The 14670-nt window shown below is 64.3% G+C and carries 15 protein-coding genes; 3 read left to right on the plus strand and 12 right to left on the minus strand.

Features of this window, described 5'->3' with window-relative positions:
- Nucleotides 1-3 precede the first annotated feature (3 nt).
- Nucleotides 4-2226 (minus strand): AMP-binding protein, encoded by a 2223-nt coding sequence (locus AC0L16_RS07480; protein ID WP_473619906.1) that lies wholly within the window; start codon nt 2224-2226, stop codon nt 4-6.
- 170 nt (nt 2227-2396) lie between these two features.
- Between AC0L16_RS07480 and AC0L16_RS07485 the strand changes: the two genes are divergently transcribed.
- Nucleotides 2397-2630 (plus strand): hypothetical protein, encoded by a 234-nt coding sequence (locus tag AC0L16_RS07485; protein WP_473619907.1) that lies wholly within the window; start codon nt 2397-2399, stop codon nt 2628-2630.
- A gap of 171 nt (nt 2631-2801) precedes the next feature.
- Here the strand turns inward: AC0L16_RS07485 and AC0L16_RS07490 are convergent, their stop codons facing one another.
- Nucleotides 2802-3677, minus strand: coding sequence for a DMT family transporter (locus tag AC0L16_RS07490; RefSeq protein WP_473619909.1), 876 nt, complete (start codon nt 3675-3677; stop codon nt 2802-2804).
- Nucleotides 3678-3930: 253 nt separating this feature from the next.
- Here AC0L16_RS07490 and AC0L16_RS07495 point away from each other — a divergent pair, with 253 nt between their 5' ends.
- Both AC0L16_RS07495 and AC0L16_RS07500 read left to right on the plus strand, forming a co-directional pair.
- On the plus strand, nt 3931-4965 hold the full coding sequence (locus AC0L16_RS07495; RefSeq protein ID WP_473619910.1) for a MerR family transcriptional regulator: 1035 nt from the start codon (nt 3931-3933) through the stop codon (nt 4963-4965).
- A 132-nt stretch (nt 4966-5097) separates the two neighbouring features.
- Nucleotides 5098-5604 (plus strand): OsmC family protein, encoded by a 507-nt coding sequence (locus AC0L16_RS07500; RefSeq protein WP_473619911.1) that lies wholly within the window; start codon nt 5098-5100, stop codon nt 5602-5604.
- Nucleotides 5605-5619: 15 nt separating this feature from the next.
- Here AC0L16_RS07500 and AC0L16_RS07505 read toward each other — a convergent pair whose 3' ends face one another.
- The 10 genes from AC0L16_RS07505 to AC0L16_RS07550 all read right to left on the minus strand — a co-directional run bounded on the left by AC0L16_RS07505 (nt 5620) and on the right by AC0L16_RS07550 (nt 14658).
- Nucleotides 5620-5823, minus strand: coding sequence for a hypothetical protein (locus AC0L16_RS07505; RefSeq protein WP_473619912.1), 204 nt, complete (start codon nt 5821-5823; stop codon nt 5620-5622).
- A 121-nt stretch (nt 5824-5944) separates the two neighbouring features.
- Nucleotides 5945-6574, minus strand: a complete 630-nt coding sequence (locus AC0L16_RS07510; protein WP_473619913.1) for a hypothetical protein — start codon at nt 6572-6574, stop codon at nt 5945-5947.
- Nucleotides 6575-6655: 81 nt separating this feature from the next.
- Nucleotides 6656-7402, minus strand: a complete 747-nt coding sequence (locus AC0L16_RS07515) for an SDR family NAD(P)-dependent oxidoreductase (RefSeq protein WP_473619914.1) — start codon at nt 7400-7402, stop codon at nt 6656-6658.
- Entirely contained in the window at nt 7399-7692 is a 294-nt protein-coding gene (locus AC0L16_RS07520) for a hypothetical protein (protein ID WP_473619916.1), read from the minus strand. The genes AC0L16_RS07515 and AC0L16_RS07520 overlap by 4 nt, the downstream gene beginning before the upstream one ends.
- Before the next feature lie 28 nt (nt 7693-7720).
- Complete coding sequence (purF, locus tag AC0L16_RS07525; RefSeq protein WP_023800717.1) at nt 7721-9190, minus strand: amidophosphoribosyltransferase; 1470 nt, start codon at nt 9188-9190, stop codon at nt 7721-7723.
- A gap of 78 nt (nt 9191-9268) precedes the next feature.
- Nucleotides 9269-9937 (minus strand): CvpA family protein, encoded by a 669-nt coding sequence (locus AC0L16_RS07530; protein ID WP_473619917.1) that lies wholly within the window; start codon nt 9935-9937, stop codon nt 9269-9271.
- 27 nt (nt 9938-9964) lie between these two features.
- A complete protein-coding gene (gene radA, locus AC0L16_RS07535) occupies nt 9965-11368 on the minus strand; it encodes a DNA repair protein RadA (RefSeq protein ID WP_473619919.1) in 1404 nt (467 codons plus the stop codon).
- A 267-nt stretch (nt 11369-11635) separates the two neighbouring features.
- Nucleotides 11636-13126 carry a replicative DNA helicase gene (locus AC0L16_RS07540; protein WP_473619920.1) on the minus strand — a complete coding sequence of 497 codons (1491 nt, stop codon included), beginning with the start codon at nt 13124-13126 and terminating at the stop codon, nt 11636-11638.
- Between the two features lie 242 nt (nt 13127-13368).
- Nucleotides 13369-14331, minus strand: coding sequence for a small ribosomal subunit Rsm22 family protein (locus AC0L16_RS07545; RefSeq protein ID WP_473619921.1), 963 nt, complete (start codon nt 14329-14331; stop codon nt 13369-13371).
- A 3-nt stretch (nt 14332-14334) separates the two neighbouring features.
- Entirely contained in the window at nt 14335-14658 is a 324-nt protein-coding gene (locus AC0L16_RS07550) for a YnfA family protein (protein WP_473619922.1), read from the minus strand.
- Between the last annotated feature and the right edge of the window lie 12 nt (nt 14659-14670).

Below are 14670 nucleotides of genomic sequence, written 5' to 3' on the forward strand. Positions count from 1 at the left end.
GCGCTAGGCTGCCGCGCTAAGCCCCAGTCGGTCAATCGCCAGTTTGCGGGTCGAGACATAGTCGGTCTTGCCAGAGCCCAGCACCGGGATTTCCTCGACCTTGACGATGTCGTTCGGCACCATCAGATCGGCGGCACCGGCTTGTCTGCCGAATTTGCGCAATTCATCGGTGTCGGCCTCATCGGCGGTGGTGACCAGCACGATACGCTCGCCGCGGCGCTTGTCCGGCACCGCCACCACAGCGTGGTGCTCTTCCGGCCACAGCGACTGCACCAGCATCTCGACCGCGCCCAGTGACACCATCTCGCCGGCGATCTTGGCGAAGCGCTTGGCCCGGCCGCGAATGGTAATGAAACCCTCGCGGTCGACAGAAACGATGTCGCCGGTATCGTGCCAGCCGTCGAGCGGCTGCAATTCCCCGGGCCGATCTGAGGTCATGTAGCCCATCATCAAATTCGGCCCCTTGAGCAATAACCGTCCGGCGCCGCTAATGCCCTCGACCGGCTCGAGCTTCATGCGCATGCCCGGCAACAGTCGCCCGACCGTGCCGTCGCGGCCGTGGATGGCGGTGTTGACGGCAACGACGGGCGCTGCCTCGGTCAGCCCGAAACCTTCGATGATCTCGGCCTGGAAGCGCTCCCGGTAGACGCGGCGCGTCTCCGGTTTCACTGCCTCGGCGCCGCCGACGATGAAGCGCAGGCTGGAGAAATCGCCGTCCTTGGCGGTGCGCGCATAGTTGGCGAGGAACGTGTCGGTGCCGAACATGACGGTCGGTCTTGCCTTGCGTGCGACCTTGGGGATCAGCTTGTAGTGCAGCGGCGAGGGGTAGAGGAACAGTTTCACGCCGGTGACCAGTGGCAGGATGGTGCCGCCGGTGAGCCCGAACGAGTGGAACACCGGCAGCACGTTGAGCAGGATGTCGGCCGGCGAGATGGTGATGCGGGCCTCAGCCTGCATGGCGTTGACGAGAAGATTTCTGTGCGACAGGACCACCGCCTTCGGCGTGCCTTCCGAGCCTGAGGTGAACAGGATCACTGCTGGCTTGGCCGCATTCTGCGGCCGCAGCGGCCAGCGCCACAGCAAGGCGGCAGCGAGCTTGTCCAGCACGGTTACGCTGGCCCGCACATCCTCCAGCCATAACAGCTTGGCGCCGCCCTCTTCCACCGCCGCGACGATATCAGCGAGGTTGGCCTTGTCGATAAAGGCTCGCGACGAAACCACGGTGCGGATTTCGGCCGTGCGCACGGCGGCGGTGACGCTGGCCGGGCCTGCGGTGTAGTTGATCATCGCCGCCACGCGGCTCGCTGACAACAGGCCAACGAGCGACAGCACGACACCGTTGGCGTTGGGCAGCAGCACTCCAACCGCTTCATCCGGCGCCGTCACCGCCTCGAAGCGGCGGCCCAGCACCCGCGCGCCGATGAACAGCTTTCTGTAATTCAGCGTGCCGCTGACCACGTCTTCGACGATTGGATGCGAGGCGCCGACGCGGTCGGCGGCGTCGCGCATGGCGAGGAACAGGCCGCGATCAAGATCGCTGCCGAAAAGCCGGGCTTCGGCGAAACGGTCGAACAGCGCATTGGTGTTCGAGGACTGATCAGGATTTCGTGCCACCAGCTCGGCGATGGTCATCGGCTCCAGCACGCTGATCGACAGAAGGGGAAACCAGTGCCGCGGCGCCTTGTCCGCCGGCGTCAGCGATACCGGCAGCGTTCGCGCGCTGGCAACGAAGATCGGCACGATGCGGGCATCGGCCTGCATGGCGATGCGGGTGACGGCGCGAAACAGGCGAAATGTCTTGATGTCAGGCTCGACCGCATCCGGCAGATAGACGGCAAGGCGGCCCTTGCCCTTCAGCACCCGCACCAGCCGGCGGCTGACGAAGACATGCTCGGCGTTGAAAGCGATGGTGCGGCCAAGCTCGCGCCATGGTTCGAGCCAGGGCGATCGCGCCGAGACCTCGTCGAGGATGTGCAGCGTGTCTTCCGGCAGCAGTGACAGCATCAGCGCCGGTTCGAGACGCGACTGGTGCGAAATGACGTAAATGACCGGGGCGGCTGTTCTTCGGGCGATCTTGATACGATCATCGGCAATCCGGTAGGCGAGCTTGAACGGCACATAGAGAAGCGCCTGCGTGAAACGCAGGCCGAGGCGGAATTTTTCCACCACGCCGATCAGCAGCCAGGCCGCGACGAAACCCGCAAGCAGCGCCAGTGTCAGGACCATGCCGCGTCTCTCCCAACAGATTTTAACCTCGCGGCTCTTCGTGACCGCTTTGATGAGAACCTAGCCGAAGTGGGCTCAACGTCAATGCGGAGGTGCGGTACCTTTGCCTTACTGGCTCTGGCCGGCCATGAAAAAGTGCGGTGCCGATCTTTCCTTGTGGCGCCTGCGGCATGAGTGCCAGCCTGGCCGGGCTGCGCACGGCGGTGAATGCCGGCATTGCTCTGACGCTGCGGACGGCGCGCTTTGCCCATTCCGGCATCGTCGAGGCACCGCGCGCCCTTGGGCTGCCGCCGGTTCCCACCGCCGAGTTCGCCATCCGGCTGCGCCAGGATGCCGAGCCCCCGGCCCAGGATCTGGCTGCGCTGTTCAGCGGCAACCTTGCCTTGGCAGCCGCACCAAGCTGATTTCGCAAAAGAAAAAGCCGACCTTGCGATCGGCTATAGGTTAGACGGGCCGAGGGGTTTGGGGGGACTTAGATGACCCGTCAAAGCCAACAATGCCTGAACCTGTTGATGGTTCCATGACCTTGCTAATTTATTTGCACTGGGCAAATTTATTTCGGGGGCAGGTTTTTCTCAGGCAGAGCGCTGCCTGGCCGCTTGCCAGTCGCGCCCGGCATGGGCGAACACCGCGCAGAGCACGATGGCGCCGCCGATCATGCTGGCGGCTGGCGGGATCTCGGCCAGGAAGAGGAAGGCGAACAGGATCGCGAACGGTACTTCAGCCGAGCCCAGCAGGCCGGATTCGGCAGCCGGAATGAGCCGCGCGCCCTCCGTCCATAGAATAGAGGCCAGCGCGAACGACGTGCCGAAGGCGACGAGCAACACTGCGTCCCTGGCCGAGACGGCCAATGGATCGGTGACGAACCAACCGAGCACGAACAAAAGGAATGCCGACACCGCCCCGGCCCACACCACCGGCGTGTCGCGGAATGCGCGCACCATGATCATGTAGAGCGCGCTGCCGATTGTCATCAGCAACGCCAGCCCGTCGCCGAACAGATGGCCGGTGCCGAAGCCGGACCAGACCATGATCGCCACGCCGCTGAGCGACACGGCGGCGGCGGCAAGCGTCTGCAGCCGGAAGCGCTCACGAACCAGAATGAAGGCAAGCAGCGCGGTGACGAACGGCGCAGTGGCGTAGATGATCGCAACATTGGCGACGAAGGTGAACTTGAACGCCGAGATGAAGGCGATGCTGGCTAGCGCGCCCTCGATCGCCAACAGCCAGCCGCGCCAGCCGAGGCGCAGGCTTTCACGCCCACCGGATTGGCGGCGCCGCCAAAGCACATAGAGGCTGATCAGGATCGAGCCGACGAAGCCGCGCCAGCAGGTGATGGTCAGCGGGTCGGCATGGATCGACTTGGTCAATACGCCGGTGAGGCCGAAGACGGCTGCCGACGCCGAAACCAGGATGATGCCAAGGGTGCGCTCGGCGGCGGTGTCAGGCATGGTTAGGAATCCGGTCATGTCACCAGACTATGCTGCCTTGTCCTGACACCATACTGTCAGCAGGGTTGCCGTATCCTACCGCCGCTGCGGAAATGCCCTTTGCAAGTCGATTCATCTCATCAAAGCCGATGTGTCAGTTCGACACGAAGTGACCATCCCTTTCGCACGGCTCCTGCGAACCGCGAACATCCCTGTTGACTCGGCCCCTGGGTCAGCCCCGATAGAAAGGCGGTCAACAGCAACAAGGTGATTCATGAGCTCTTCCGCCCAGTTCCTGAACGCTTCCGAAGCCGCCGCCCGGCTCGGGGTGTCGGCCAAGGCCCTGCGGCTTTATGAGCAGCGCGGCCTGATCGCTCCGATCCGTACCGCGGCCGGATGGCGGGCCTACGGTCCTGTCGAGATGAGCCGGGGCGCCGAGATCGCGGCCCTGAGCGCGCTTGGCTTCAGCCTGACCCAGGTGGCGCGAGTGTTGGACGGCGATCCCCGGGGCATGGAACCGGCCCTGGCCGCGCATCAAGCAGCACTCGAAGGCCGGCTGCGCCAGCTTGTCGGCATAGTGGAGAAGATCGCCAGCCTCCGGGATGACCTCGCTCGAGGCGAAGCGCCAAGCGCCGGGGAACTGGCGCGCCTGATGGCGCCAGAGGCTACGCTCAGCGTCGCTTTCGACCTTCCCTGGCCTTGGGGCGGCGAGCGGTTCGAACTGGGACATATCCGACCGCTGAACTACATCATCGGTCCGCTGGGCAGTGGCAAGACCCGGCTGGCGCAGCGCCTGGCCGAGACATTGCCTGACGCCGCCTTCCTTGGCTTGGACCGACTGGCGAATGGCTGTGCGGCGGCTTTGGCTCGCGTGGACGCCGACCCAACTCTCAGGTCGCGGGTTGATCAGACGCTGGCCTGGCTCGTCGAGGACGGCGCCGCGGTGTCCGACGCACTGATCGCTCTACTCGCCGGATTGGAAGCCGAAGGTCCGGCCATCCTGGTCGTCGACATGATCGAACAAGGGCTGGATCAAGCCTCGCAAGAGGCCCTGGTCGCCCATTTGCGTCGCCGCGGCCCCGGCGGTCGACCACTTTTTCTGCTCACGCGCTCCTGCGCGATACTGGACCTGGCAGCTGTCGGCACCGACGAAGCGATCATCCTCTGCCCCGCCAATCACAGCCCGCCAACGTGCGTCGCCCGGTACCCCGGCACTCCCGGCTACGAGGCCGTCGCCACCTGCCTGGCCTCACCCGAGGTACGGGCGCGGACGGATGGCGTCATCGCGTGGCGGCCCCAGGCCGCATGAAAGGGTACCAGGTCTAACGACACGGCAATGTCTGGACAGCTTGTCAGTCCGATCCAAATGTCGTGAAATCGAGGCCGGTTCTATTCGAGTATCCTGACGAGCGATAAAGCTGACTGCCGAAAAGGGTTGGACATGGACGCGACCGGACTAAAGGCCATGCAGGCGCCGCTCAAGGAGGCGTATCGCGACGACGCATCGCGCGCGCTGATCACGCTTCGGGCCAAGGGCTCGGTCGACGACCAGTCGATCGCCTGCAAGGTCGAGACCGGCAGGGCGCTCGCCGTTGCCGGTCTGCATCCGGCTACCGGCGGTTCGGGGCTCGAACTGTGCTCGGGCGACATGCTGCTGGAGGCGCTGGTCGCTTGCGCTGGCGTAACGCTGAAGGCAGTGGCGACGGCGCTGGAGTTCAAACTCGGCGCCGCCACGGTGGAGGCCGAAGGCGATCTCGATTTTCGCGGCACCTTAGGTGTGGCAAGAGATGCGCCGGTCGGCTTCCGCGCCATCCGGCTGAATTTCGGCCTCGACACCGACGAGCCACAGGAGCGCGTCGACGCGTTGCTCAAGCTGACCGAACGGTATTGCGTGGTGTTTCAGACCATCAATACGAGGCCGGAACTGACGGTCAGCGCGCAGCGTTGAAACGCGCGCCCCCAGCTACTCGCTTTCGCCCTCGTCGGCGAACGGCGAGGCGCTCGGCACGCACTGCACCGACCAGCCTGCCGGCGTCGGCTGCTTCTGATATTCGGCGACGGCGAAGGCACACTGTTCGCGAGTGTCGAACGTGCTGGGCAGCACCACCATGCCGCCTTGCGGGCCGGCAATCACCAAATACCAGACCAACGCTAAGCTCGAAGCCATCGAAATTTCCTCGTTTGTTGTGGGAGTCGGGCGATCCTATCAATTCTGGGCGACCGACGAAAGCGCGGCCTGGCGCGGTGGGTCGCCACGCCAGCGTGATGTCCTGCATTTGTTGGGCAGCTCAGTTCACTGCAAAGCAATAGAACAGGCCGTCGCCGCCGGTGCTCCTCAGTGCCTCCTGACTGCAGCCGCCGCGTGAAGCGTGCGAGGAATTCCACGATTTGGCGGCGGCCGAATCGTCGAGACCGGCGCGGTCGTGATGGCCCGTCATTGCAGCACCTTCTGCTCCGCTGAGCGTCCAGTCGCCGCAGGTCTGGTCGGCAATTTTCGTGCCGTCGGGCTTGGAGCCGGTCAGCACGTCGTGCCGGTTGGGCTTGTCGCCGCGGCCGTTGACCACTTCGCCCTTTTCGTTGAGCGCCGTTTGCTTGGTGATGGCATTGGCATCGCTATGCAGCGAAGCGACATCGTCGGCGATCTTGACGCCCTTGGCGTTGAACCACGGTCCCGTGCCAATGCGATCGCGCGCATCGGTGTCGCTGGTCGAGAGATAGGCGCGCCATGTCTTGCCCGCAACGCCCGCGGCTTCAGCCAGCGAGGCGCAATGCGCATCGGCGCCCGCGAGGCCGCCGAGATCGGCGCCCTTGCCCGAGCCGACGCTGGTGACGAAGAAGCTCATCGTCGCATCCTGCGAGGATGCAACGCCGATGGCTGCCAGCGATGCAGCGGCGGTGACGAGAAGCAGTCTGCGCATGGTGGTCCTCCGTTTCGGAAAATCTGGCATTCCAATAACGTCGGTGGCGGCGCAATTCTTCCGTCGAAATGCGCGATGCGTCTACTCCGGCTGCCGGTAGGCAACAAAGCGGTTGTGCTTGGCCTGGAAGATCAGCCCGGTTTCCGTGAGCGCCGGGCTGGCCAGGGGCACGATGCGTTTGGCGATCTCCTGGGGATGCGGCAGCGTCTCCGGATCCTCGCCGGGCACCGCCTGCGCCCGCATGGCGGTGCGGGTGGCGCCGGGATCGGCGGCATTGACCCTGAGGGCCAAGTTTTCCGTCTCATGCGCCCAGGAACGCATCATCGTCTCGACTGCCGCCTTCGACGCCGCATAGGGCGCCCAGAAGGCCCGCGCCGAATGGGCGGCATTGGAGGAAAGCACGATGGCACGGCCGGCGTCGGAGAGCCTGAGCAACGGGTCGACCGAGCGGATCAGCCGCCATGTCGAGGTAACGTTGATGGTCATCACTTTCTCGAAGGTTTTGGCCTCGACATGGCCGATCGGCGAGATGACGCCGAGCACCGCCGCATTGGCGACCAGGATGTCGAGCTTGCCCCATCGCTCATGGATGGCGCCGCCCAGCCGGTCGATGCCGGCCATGTCAGCGAGGTCGAGCGGCACCAGCGTCGCCTGTCCGCCCGTTGCCTTGATCTGGTCGTCGAGTTCCTCCAGTCCGCCGACAGTGCGGGCAACCGCGATGACATGCGCTCCGGCGGCGGCAAGTTCCAGGGCGATGAAGTAGCCGATGCCGCGCGAGGCGCCGGTGACGACGGCGACGCGGCCGGAAAGGTCGAGGGCAGGGGTCATGAGTTATTATTCTTAGGTTGCTGGTCTAAGAACGACAGCTGAAGGAAAGAAATCAACTGCTTGGCGGAATTCTCATCAAGAGGAACAAAAACTGTTGAATCACCGCCGATAGCTTTGACGACGACGTATCTGTTTTGGGTCTCCCTTGACTCTCTCACTTGGCAAAAAAGAAACCCGCCACCAAGAGGCGTCTCAATATCGACCTCGGAATCTATCTGATCTTTGAGCAAGGATTTCGCAAAAGAGAGTGAATCACTGAGGTTCTTCCACAAGCCCCTTCGAGTGCTCATGTCTCACCTCGCTCCGGAGTTGGAAATTCTACGCCCCGCCCGCTGCCAAGAGCGACAGCGTGCGCACATTGTCGGAGCCTTCGAAGTCGGCAAGCCGGGTCGGATATTGCCCGGTGAAGCAGGCGTCGCAGAATTGCGGCTGCTCATTGTCGCGGCCGGCTTCGCCGACGGCGCGGTAGAGCCCGTCGATCGAGAGGAAACCGAGCGAATCGACGCGGATGAACTCGGCCATCTCTTCCACCGACATGCGCGACGCGAGCAGCTTCGACTTCTCCGGCGTGTCGACGCCATAGAAGCAGGAAGCACGCGTCGGTGGCGAGGCGATGCGCATGTGCACTTCCTTGGCGCCGGCATCGCGCACCATCTGCACGATCTTCTGGCTGGTGGTGCCGCGCACGATCGAATCGTCGACCAGCACTACGCGCTTGCCTTCGATCATGCGGCGGTTGGCGTTATGCTTGAGCTTGACACCCATGTGGCGGATCGAATCGCCAGGCTGGATGAAGGTGCGGCCGACATAGTGATTGCGGATGATGCCGAGCTCGAACGGGATGCCCGCGGCTTGCGAAAAGCCGATCGCCGCCGGAGTGCCGCTGTCCGGCACCGGCACGACGATATCGGCCTCGACCGGGCTTTCGAGCGCCAGCTCGGCGCCGATGCGCTTGCGAACCTCGTAGACGTTGCGGCCTTCGACCGACGAATCCGGACGCGCGAAATAAACATATTCGAAGATGCAGAAGCGGGTCTTCTGCGGCTCGAACGGAAACAGGCTTTCGATACCCTTGGCGGTGACGACGACCATCTCGCCGGGCTTCAGGTCGCGCACGAAACGCGCGCCGATGATGTCGAGCGCGCAGGTTTCGGAAGCCAGGATCCAGGCGCCGTCGAGATCGCCGAGCACCAGCGGCCGGATGCCGAGCGGATCGCGGCAGCCGATCATCTTCTTTGAAGTCATCGCCACCAGCGAGAAGGCGCCTTCGACCTGGCGCACCGCATCGATGAAGCGCGAGTTGAGATCGCGTTCCCTGCTGGTGGCGACCAGATGCAGCAGCGTCTCGGTGTCGGAAGTCGATGAGAAGATCGCGCCCTGTTTCTGAAGCGCGCGCTGCACCGTCATGGCGTTGGTGAGATTGCCGTTGTGGGCGACGGCGAAGCCGCCATCGGCGAGTTCGGCGAAAAACGGCTGGATGTTGCGCTGGCCGGCGCCGCCTGTGGTGGCATAGCGCGTGTGGCCGATGGCGCGGTTGCCCTGCAGGCTATCGATGACGCGCTGCTTGGTGAACGTATCGCCGATCAGGCCGACATGATGTTCTACATGGAACTGGGTGCCGTCATAGGAAACGATACCGGCCGCTTCCTGGCCGCGATGCTGCAACGCATGCAGGCCGAGCGTGACGATAGCCGCGGCGTCCTGCCGGCCAAAAATACCGAACACGCCGCATTCGTCATGGAAATGATCGTCAGCCTCGGCGGAAAGCACGTCGTCTGCGTCTGCCATCTTCAGCTCCGCTAAAGTCGCTATATAGTGTGATGACTGCTCGAGAGCAACGTAGAGTTTGCGGCCTTCACATGATCGTCAGTTTGCCGGCGCCGGATTGGCCGGCGCATTGTCGGCTGGTGGCGCGTTGGTGTCGCTGCCTTCGGGCGCCGGAGCATCGTCGCCGGTTGCCGGTGCGTCCGCCGCGGGTGCATCCGCTGCCGGAGGCGTCTCGGCGCCGGTCTCGGGTGCCGGCTGGCTAGGATTGAGCCTGTTGAGGATCGCGTTTTCCGGATCCTCGGGCAGCAGGCTTTCGAGCTTGGCGCCGATCGATTCGAGCAGCGGCCGCGACTTGGCATCGGCGACCCAGCCCGGAGCCTTGGGGCCGGCCAGCCAGTTGAAGAACAGCAGGGCCACCGCGACGACCAGGATGCCGCGCGCCGCGCCATAGAGGAAACCAAGCGTGCGGTCGAGCGCGCCGACCCTGGAATCGATGATCCAGTCGGCGAGCTTCATGGTGATGATGGAGACGATGATCAGCGCGACGATGAAGACGATGCCGGCGGCCACCACCATGGCGATCTTCTCATTGTCGACATAGGGCTGAACGTAAGGCAGGACCGGTTGGTAGAAAAAGAACGCTGCCGCCGCCGCCGCTATCCAGGAGATGACGGAAAGGACCTCGCGCGAAAAGCCGCGAACCATGGCGAGCATCGCCGAGACCAAGGTGAAGCCGACGAGAATTCCGTCAAGCAGCGTAATCGGCATGTCTTTTGCCCCACTTCATGAGCCGCGTCATTCTTGCTCGTCGGCGCGGCTGCGCCGTGAGCCGGCTATGCGCGCCACGAGATCGGCAAGCTCGGTGGGCTGGAAAGCGCCGGCCCCTATCCCCCCGGCAAGTTCCTCGCTGCCCAAGGGCAGAACCGCGCTTCCAAAACCCAGCTTTTCGGCTTCCTTCAGGCGCTGCTGCGCGTGCGCAACCGGCCTCACGGCGCCCGAAAGGCTGATTTCGCCGAAATAGACGCAATCGGCGGGAAGGGCAAGACCGGTGAGTGAGGAAACCAGTGCGGCCGCCACCGCCAGGTCGGCGGCCGGCTCCGAGATGCGGTAGCCGCCGGCGACGTTGAGATAGACGTCATGCGTGCCAAAGCGGACTCCGCAATGGGCTTCGAGAACGGCGAGGATCATCGACAGCCGGGCGCCGTCCCAGCCGATGACGGCGCGACGCGGCGTGCCCAGCGACGACGGCGCCACCAGCGCCTGGATCTCGACCAGCACCGGCCTGGTACCTTCCATGCCGGCAAAAACCGCGGCGCCCGGCGCTTTCGCATGGCGTTCGCCGAGAAAAAGCTCGGATGGATTGGCGACCTCGCGCAGGCCCATATCAGACATTTCGAAGACGCCGATCTCGTCGGTCGGTCCGAAGCGGTTCTTGACCGTGCGCAGGATGCGGTAGTGGTGGCCGCCTTCGCCCTCGAAATAAAGCACCGCGTCGACCATATGCTCGACGACGCGCGGCCCGGCGATCTGGCCTTCCTTGGTAACGTGGCCGACGAGCACTATCGCCGCCCCTGTGGATTTGGCATAGCGGATCATCGCCTGGGCGGCGGCACGCACCTGGGTGACGGTGCCGGGCGCCGAATCGGCCATGTCGGTCCACAAGGTCTGGATCGAATCGAGGATCACCAGGTCCGGCCGCCTGCCGTCGGCGATGGTGGCGAGGATGTCCTCGACATTGGTTTCGGCGGCAAGCTCCACCGGAGTATCGGCGACGCCGAGCCGCTGCGCACGCAGCCTGATCTGGGCGACCGCCTCTTCGCCCGAGACGTAGACGATGCGGTGGCCCTTGGACGCCAGTGCTGCGGCGGCCTGGGTCAACAGCGTCGACTTGCCGATGCCGGGATCGCCGCCGACCAGAAGGGCCGAGCCGCGCACGAAACCGCCGCCGGTGGCGCGGTCGAGTTCGCCGATGCCTGAAACGATGCGCGGCGCATCCTCGATGTCGCCGGACAAAGTCGTGAGCACCACGGCGCGGCCCTTGCGCGCATTGCGGGTATTGGCCGGCCCCGAGCCGATGCCGCCGGACGTGCCTTCCTCGACCAGCGTGTTCCACTCGCCGCAGGCATCACATTTGCCGGCCCAGCGCTGATGCACCGATCCGCAATTCTGGCAGATGAACTGGATGCGGGACTTGGCCATCAGGCGTGGCCCGCGTCGTGTTTGGCAGATGCCCATGACAGATATGGCAGCGGGACAGCGCCCCCCTCTGTCCTGCCGGACATCTCCCCCACTTGGGGGGAGATCGGATTGCGCGTCGGGTTTCGCCAATTTTCAGCGTCGCAAAAAAGAGGGCCGGCGTAGATGACGGCCAATCTCCCCCCTTGTGGGGGAGATGTCCGGCAGGACAGAGGGGGGCGCCGTAGAGCGCTGCTATCCCGCATCTTGGGTGCGACGTCGGACACGAGGCTACTCAAACCTCTCCGCAATATGATGCTCCTCGGCGAGGTCGGAGAAGCGGGTGAACTCGCCTTGGAAGGCGAGGCTGACCGAGCCGGTCGGTCCATGGCGTTGCTTGGCGACGATAACCTCGGCCTTGCCGCGCATCTCGTTCATCTCGTGTTCCCATTTGATGTATTCGTCGGTGCCGGGCTTCGGCTCGCGGTTCTTCAGGTAGTATTCCTCGCGGTAGACGAACATCACCACGTCGGCATCCTGCTCGATCGAACCCGATTCGCGCAGATCCGAGAGTTGCGGGCGCTTGTCGTCGCGGCTTTCGACCTGACGCGACAGCTGCGACAGCGCGATGATCGGCACGGCAAGCTCCTTGGCCAGCGCCTTCAGGCCGGTGGTGATCTCGGTGATCTCCTGCACGCGGTTCTGCGAGGATTTGGCGCTCGACCCTTGCATCAGCTGGATATAGTCGATGACGATGACGTCGAGGCCGCGCTGGCGCTTCAGCCGCCGCGCCCGCGCCGACAGCTGTGCGATCGAGATACCGCCGGTCTGATCGATGAACAGCGGGATCTTCTGCATGGTCTGCGAGCAGGCGACCAGCTTTTCGAAATCCATTTCGCTGATCTCGCCGCGGCGGATTTTCGACGACGGGATTTCGGTCTGTTCGGAAATGATGCGGGTGGCGAGCTGTTCCGACGACATTTCGAGCGAGAAGAAGCCGACGACGCCGCCATTTGCCGCCTTGAACGAACCGTCGGCCTGTTGCGCCGGCACATAGGCTTCGGCGATGTTGAACGCCATGTTGGTGGCCAGCGAGGTCTTGCCCATGCCCGGGCGGCCGGCGATGATGATAAGATCGGACGGCTGCAGGCCGCCCATGCGGCGGTCGAGATCGCGCAGGCCCGTGGCGACGCCCGACAGGTGCCCGTCGCGCATATAGGCGGCGTTGGCCATGTCGACGGCGGTCTTGACCGCGTCGGTGAAGCTCTCGAAGCCGCCATCGTAGCGGCCGGTCTCGGCCAGCTCGAACAGGCGCCGCTCGGCGTCCTCGATCTGCTCGGATGGCGACATGTCGACCGGCGCGTCGTAGGCGATGTTGACCATGTCTTCGCCGACGGTGATCAGGGCGCGTCGCGTGGCGAGATCATAGATGGCGCGGCCGTAGTCGGCGGCATTGACGACGGTGACCGCCTCGACGGCCAGCCGTACCACATATTGCGCAACCGTCATGTCGCCGACCCTCTCGTCGGCCGGCAGAAAGGTCTTCAGCGTGATCGGCGTCGCTATCTTGCCCATACGGATGAGCTCGGCGGCGACTTCGAAGATCTTGCGATGCAGCGGCTCGTAAAAATGGCCGGATTTCAGGAAATCCGAAACGCGGTAGAAGGCGTCGTTGTTGACGAGGATGGCGCCGAGCAGCGCCTGCTCGGCCTCAATGTTGTTCGGTGCCTCGCGATAGAGCGGTGTTTCCGTCACGCCGAATTTTCGCGCTGCTTCTGCCATGATGTCCCCGATTTCGATCCCGGCTCCTCGATATCAGAATGGGAAAAATCAGTGATGACATATCTGCAACAGTACCTGTCCAACCGGCTTTGATGCCCACTGTTCACAGGAACGATAAACCGTCCACAGGACGGAATTCCCGTGCTCCGATTCCGGTTGACTCGGTAAAGTCGTGATTCTGTGCGATATCTAGAACAAATGGAGAACAAAATCAAGTGTGTAGTGGACTCGGGCCGAAGCCGCTAGGCGGAATCACCCCAGTCCAGCCGCCGCGCCGCCTTGAACAGTTCACCGTCGCGCTTGGTGAACAGTTTCTCGTCGGCACTGCCGTCCTTTTCGCAAAGCTTGAGCAGAACTCTACCGGAACCGGATTTCGGCGGCGCGATCACCCGCGCGGCGTGGGATGGGGCAGCTTGGCGTGAGGCGGCGACATAGCTGAATTTCTCGTCCTCCCATGGCACGTCGGCGTCCTTGGCCAGCCGGTGCAGGCGCGAACGCGCGACACGGCGCGAAAAATGGCACCAGTCGGGCGGCGCCAGCGGGCAGGGTGACTTGTGCGGGCAAGGCGCAAGCACGTGCGCGCCCGCCTCGATCAGCTGCCGGCGCACGGCAAGGATGCGCTGCCATCCGGCCGGCGTGCCCGGCTCGACGACCAGCAGCGTGTCGTCGGTCAGGTGCCAGAGCTGGTCGATGAGTGTTGGCAGCGACGCTGGTCCGATCTCGTCCAGCACATAGGCGCAGGTGACCAACTCGGCCGGCTTGAGATCGGCGAGATCGAGGCTGACATCTCCGGCCAGCCAGGCGACCCTGGCCGTCATCGCCTCAGCGGCAAGCGCCGCGCCGACCCGGCGCACCGCGGCGCTCGCCTCGATCAGCACCGCCTGCTCGATGTCGGGCCAGAGATCGAGCGCAGCCCAAAGCACGGTGCCAGGGCCGGCGCCGACGTCGAGCAGGGTTTTGGGTGCATAATCGGGCCTTGCCTCGCTGACCGCGTCGAGACTGGCACGGACGGCGGCATAGGTCGCCGGCAGCCGCGTCGCCAGATAGGCCTTGACCGCGATCTCCTCGGCCATATGCAGGCGGCCGTCGCGCAGTTCGGCGCGATAGCGGTCCGACAGCGTTTTTGCCGCTTGCTTCAGCGTCGGCAGAGACACTTTCTCGAGGAGGCGCTCGACGCCCTGTCGAAGCGGGATAGGCAGTTCCATAGCTCAGGCACTCCGAGGTGCGAGCAGGACGACCGAGGCGCCAACGATGCAGAGCGCGGAACCGGCGAGGTCCCAGCGGTCGGGGCGCACGCCTTCCACCAGCCACAGCCATCCGAGCGAGGCGGCGATGTAGATGCCGCCATAGGCGGCATAGGCGCGCCCCGCAGCACTGATGTCTACAAGCGCCAGCAGGAAGCCGAACAAAGCGAGCGAGACCAGGCCTGGCGCCAGCCACAGCGGCGACTTTTCCAGCCGCCACCACGCCCAGATCGAAAAGCAGCCGGCGATCTCGGCAAGGGCAGCAACGATGTAGATGAGATAGGTCATGAAAAAAGTCTC

Source organism: Mesorhizobium sp. WSM4848, assembly GCF_055811375.1.

Bases quoted from the DNA above. Each gene is read 5' to 3' on its own strand.
- AC0L16_RS07480 (WP_473619906.1), bottom strand. From the start codon at position 2,226: ATGGTCCTGACACTGGCGCTGCTTGCGGGTTTCGTCGCGGCCTGGCTG.
- AC0L16_RS07485 (WP_473619907.1), top strand. From the start codon at position 2,397: ATGAGTGCCAGCCTGGCCGGGCTGCGCACGGCGGTGAATGCCGGCATT.
- AC0L16_RS07490 (WP_473619909.1), bottom strand. From the start codon at position 3,677: ATGCCTGACACCGCCGCCGAGCGCACCCTTGGCATCATCCTGGTTTCG.
- AC0L16_RS07495 (WP_473619910.1), top strand. From the start codon at position 3,931: ATGAGCTCTTCCGCCCAGTTCCTGAACGCTTCCGAAGCCGCCGCCCGG.
- AC0L16_RS07500 (WP_473619911.1), top strand. From the start codon at position 5,098: ATGGACGCGACCGGACTAAAGGCCATGCAGGCGCCGCTCAAGGAGGCG.
- AC0L16_RS07505 (WP_473619912.1), bottom strand. From the start codon at position 5,823: ATGGCTTCGAGCTTAGCGTTGGTCTGGTATTTGGTGATTGCCGGCCCG.
- AC0L16_RS07510 (WP_473619913.1), bottom strand. From the start codon at position 6,574: ATGCGCAGACTGCTTCTCGTCACCGCCGCTGCATCGCTGGCAGCCATC.
- AC0L16_RS07515 (WP_473619914.1), bottom strand. From the start codon at position 7,402: ATGACCCCTGCCCTCGACCTTTCCGGCCGCGTCGCCGTCGTCACCGGC.
- AC0L16_RS07520 (WP_473619916.1), bottom strand. From the start codon at position 7,692: ATGAGCACTCGAAGGGGCTTGTGGAAGAACCTCAGTGATTCACTCTCT.
- purF (WP_023800717.1), bottom strand. From the start codon at position 9,190: ATGGCAGACGCAGACGACGTGCTTTCCGCCGAGGCTGACGATCATTTC.
- AC0L16_RS07530 (WP_473619917.1), bottom strand. From the start codon at position 9,937: ATGCCGATTACGCTGCTTGACGGAATTCTCGTCGGCTTCACCTTGGTC.
- radA (WP_473619919.1), bottom strand. From the start codon at position 11,368: ATGGCCAAGTCCCGCATCCAGTTCATCTGCCAGAATTGCGGATCGGTG.
- AC0L16_RS07540 (WP_473619920.1), bottom strand. From the start codon at position 13,126: ATGGCAGAAGCAGCGCGAAAATTCGGCGTGACGGAAACACCGCTCTAT.
- AC0L16_RS07545 (WP_473619921.1), bottom strand. From the start codon at position 14,331: ATGGAACTGCCTATCCCGCTTCGACAGGGCGTCGAGCGCCTCCTCGAG.
- AC0L16_RS07550 (WP_473619922.1), bottom strand. From the start codon at position 14,658: ATGACCTATCTCATCTACATCGTTGCTGCCCTTGCCGAGATCGCCGGC.